This window comes from Streptomyces sp. UH6 (assembly GCF_013421635.1).
GTDB lineage: Bacteria > Actinomycetota > Actinomycetes > Streptomycetales > Streptomycetaceae > Streptomyces > Streptomyces abyssomicinicus.
Genome location: NZ_JACADT010000700.1, coordinates 1 through 3,010, shown reverse-complemented (window position 1 = coordinate 3,010; position 3,010 = coordinate 1). Strand labels below are relative to the sequence as shown.

Annotated in this window: 3 protein-coding genes; all 3 read left to right on the top strand. The window is 72.4% G+C overall.

Features of this window, described 5'->3' with window-relative positions; all coding sequences use genetic code 11:
- Positions 1-332: DUF742 domain-containing protein (locus HW445_RS24500; protein WP_180223110.1), on the top strand; the 332-nt coding region annotated here is incomplete at its 5' end.
- Between the two features lie 184 nt (positions 333-516).
- Positions 517-1,545 (top strand): L-threonine 3-dehydrogenase, encoded by a 1,029-nt coding sequence (gene tdh, locus HW445_RS24495; RefSeq protein WP_180223109.1) that lies wholly within the window; start codon positions 517-519, stop codon positions 1,543-1,545.
- 62 nt (positions 1,546-1,607) lie between these two features.
- Positions 1,608-2,801 (top strand): glycine C-acetyltransferase, encoded by a 1,194-nt coding sequence (locus HW445_RS24490; RefSeq protein ID WP_180223108.1) that lies wholly within the window; start codon positions 1,608-1,610, stop codon positions 2,799-2,801.
- The last annotated feature ends 209 nt before the right edge of the window (positions 2,802-3,010 follow it).

Sequence of the window (3,010 nt, the reverse complement as noted above, 5' to 3'; positions counted from 1 at the left end):
CCGGCCGGCTGGTGCGGCCCTACACGGTCAGCAACGGCCGCACCCGGCCCACCGCCGACCTCGACCTGCTGACCCACGTCACGGCGAGCGGCCACCCGGCGAGCGGGCACCCCGGCCCCGAGCACGCCCGTGCGCTCGGCCTCGCCCGGACACCCGTGACCATCGCCGAACTCGCCGCCCGCCTCATGCTGCCCGTGGCCGTCGCCAAGGTGGTGGTCTCCGACCTCGTCGAGGGCGGACTGGTCCGCGCCGAGGCCCCGTCCTACCAGCACGCCCCCACCGACCCGGTCGTACTGCGGCAGGTCCGCGACGAACTGCGGCGGCGCCTGTGAGGGACACGTGAGCGGCGGCCCATGATCCGCGTCTGAAGCAATCCTGAGGTGGCGCTTAAGAAATCCTCGATGGACCCGGACGCCTCCGGTGCGGCATTTTCTAGGGGTAACCATCCTCTTCTCCCGTTCCCGGGCCGCTTCGCCGTGCCCGGGGGACGGGAACGCACGCACAGGAGCCGCATCGGTGAAGGCGCTGGTCAAGGAGAAGGCGGAGCCGGGCCTCCGGCTCATGGACGTCCCGGAGCCCGGGATCGGCCCCGGTGACGTGCTGATCAAGGTGCTGCGCACCGGCATCTGCGGCACCGACCTGCACATCCGCGCCTGGGACGGCTGGGCCCAGCAGGCGATCAGCGCCCCGCTGGTCGTCGGCCACGAGTTCGTCGGCGAGGTCGTGGAGACCGGCCGCGACGTCGCCGAGATCAAGCCGGGCGACCGGGTCAGCGGCGAGGGCCACCTGGTCTGCGGCAAGTGCCGCAACTGCCTGGCCGGCCGCCGTCACCTGTGCCGCTCCACCGTCGGCCTCGGCGTCGGCCGCGACGGCGCGTTCGCCGAGTACGTCGCCCTGCCCGCCGGCAACGTCTGGGTGCACCGGGTCCCCGTCGACCTCGACGTCGCCGCGATCTTCGACCCGTTCGGCAACGCCGTGCACACCGCGCTGTCGTTCCCGCTGGTCAACGAGGACGTGCTGATCACCGGCGCGGGCCCGATCGGCCTGATGGCCGCCGCCGTCGCCAAGCACGCCGGCGCGCGCAACGTCGTCGTCACCGACGTCAGCGACGAACGCCTGGAGCTCGCCCGCAAGATCGGCGCGGACCTCGCCCTCAACGTCGCGCGGACGACCATCGCCGACGGACAGCGCGAACTCGGTCTGCGCGAGGGCTTCGACATCGGCCTGGAGATGTCCGGCCAGGCCGCCGCGATGCGCGAGATGATCGCCAACATGACGCACGGCGGCCGGATCGCCATGCTCGGCCTGCCCGCCGAGGAGTTCCCGGTCGACTGGTCGCGCATCGTCACCTCGATGCTCACCGTCAAGGGCATCTACGGCCGCGAGATGTTCGAGACCTGGTACGCCATGTCCGTGCTCCTGGAGAACGGTCTCGACCTCGCCCCGGTGATCACCGGCCGCTACGACCACCGCGACCACGAGGCGGCCTTCGCCGACGCCGCCAGCGGCAAGGGCGGCAAGGTCATCCTCGACTGGACCTCCTGACCCCGCCGCCGGTCCGTCCGCCGACCGCTGCTCGCCGTCCGTAACCACTTCTGGAGCCCCTGATGTTCGACTCCGTGCGCGACGACATCCGCGCCACCCTCGACGAGATCCGCGCCGCCGGCCTGCACAAGCCCGAGCGCGTCATCGGCACCCCGCAGTCCGCCAAGGTCGACGTCACCGCCGGCGGACGCCCGGGCGAGGTGCTCAACTTCTGCGCCAACAACTACCTGGGCCTGGCCGACCACCCCGAGATCGTCGCCGCCGGCCACGCCGCGCTGGACCGCTGGGGCTACGGCATGGCCTCGGTCCGCTTCATCTGCGGCACCCAGGAGGTGCACAAGGAGCTCGAGGGCCGCCTCTCCGCGTTCCTCGGCCAGGAGGACACCATCCTCTACTCCTCCTGCTTCGACGCCAACGGCGGCGTCTTCGAGACGCTGCTCGGCGCCGAGGACGCGGTGATCTCCGACGCCCTCAACCACGCGTCGATCATCGACGGCATCCGCCTGTCCAAGGCGCAGCGCTTCCGCTACGCCAACCGTGACATGGCCGACCTGGAGACCCAGCTCAAGGCCGCCTCCGACGCGCGCCGCAAGCTGATCGTCACGGACGGCGTCTTCTCCATGGACGGCTACCTGGCGCCGCTCGACGAGATCTGCGAGCTGGCCGAACGGTACGACGCCATGGTGATGGTCGACGACTCCCACGCCGTGGGATTCGTCGGCCCGAACGGGCGGGGCACGCCGGAACTCTTCGGCGTGACGGACAAGGTCGACATCGTCACCGGCACCCTGGGCAAGGCGCTGGGCGGCGCCTCCGGCGGCTACGTCGCCGCGCGCGCGGAGATCGTGGCCCTGCTGCGCCAGCGGTCGCGGCCCTACCTGTTCTCCAACACCCTCGCCCCGGTGATCGCGGCGGCCTCGCTCACGGTCCTCGACCTGCTGGAGTCCGCCGGCGAACTGCGCGCCCGGCTCGCCGAGAACACCGCGCTGTTCCGTACCCGGATGACCGAGGAGGGCTTCGACGTCCTGCCGGGCGAGCACGCCATCGCCCCGGTGATGTTCGGCGACGCCACGGTGGCGGGACGGATGGCGGAGCTGCTGCTGGAGCGCGGCGTCTACGTGATCGGCTTCTCCTACCCGGTGGTCCCGCAGGGGCAGGCCCGGATCCGGGTGCAGCTCTCGGCGGCGCACTCCACCGAGGACGTGGAGACCGCGGTGGCCGCCTTCGTCTCGGCCCGCGCCGAGCTGCGGGACTGACGCCCACCGTCGTGCCCCACCGCCGTGCCCCGGCCCCTGGAATCCGCCCGCCGGGGCGCGGGGCACGGCGGGTGAGGCGCCCGGTCACCCGCGGCACCGTGACCGGGCACCCGTGGCGAGCTGAGACAATGGCCCGGTGATCGAGGCACGGCGGCTGCACATCCTGCGGGCGGTGGCGGACCACCGGACGGTGACCGCCGCGGCGGCCG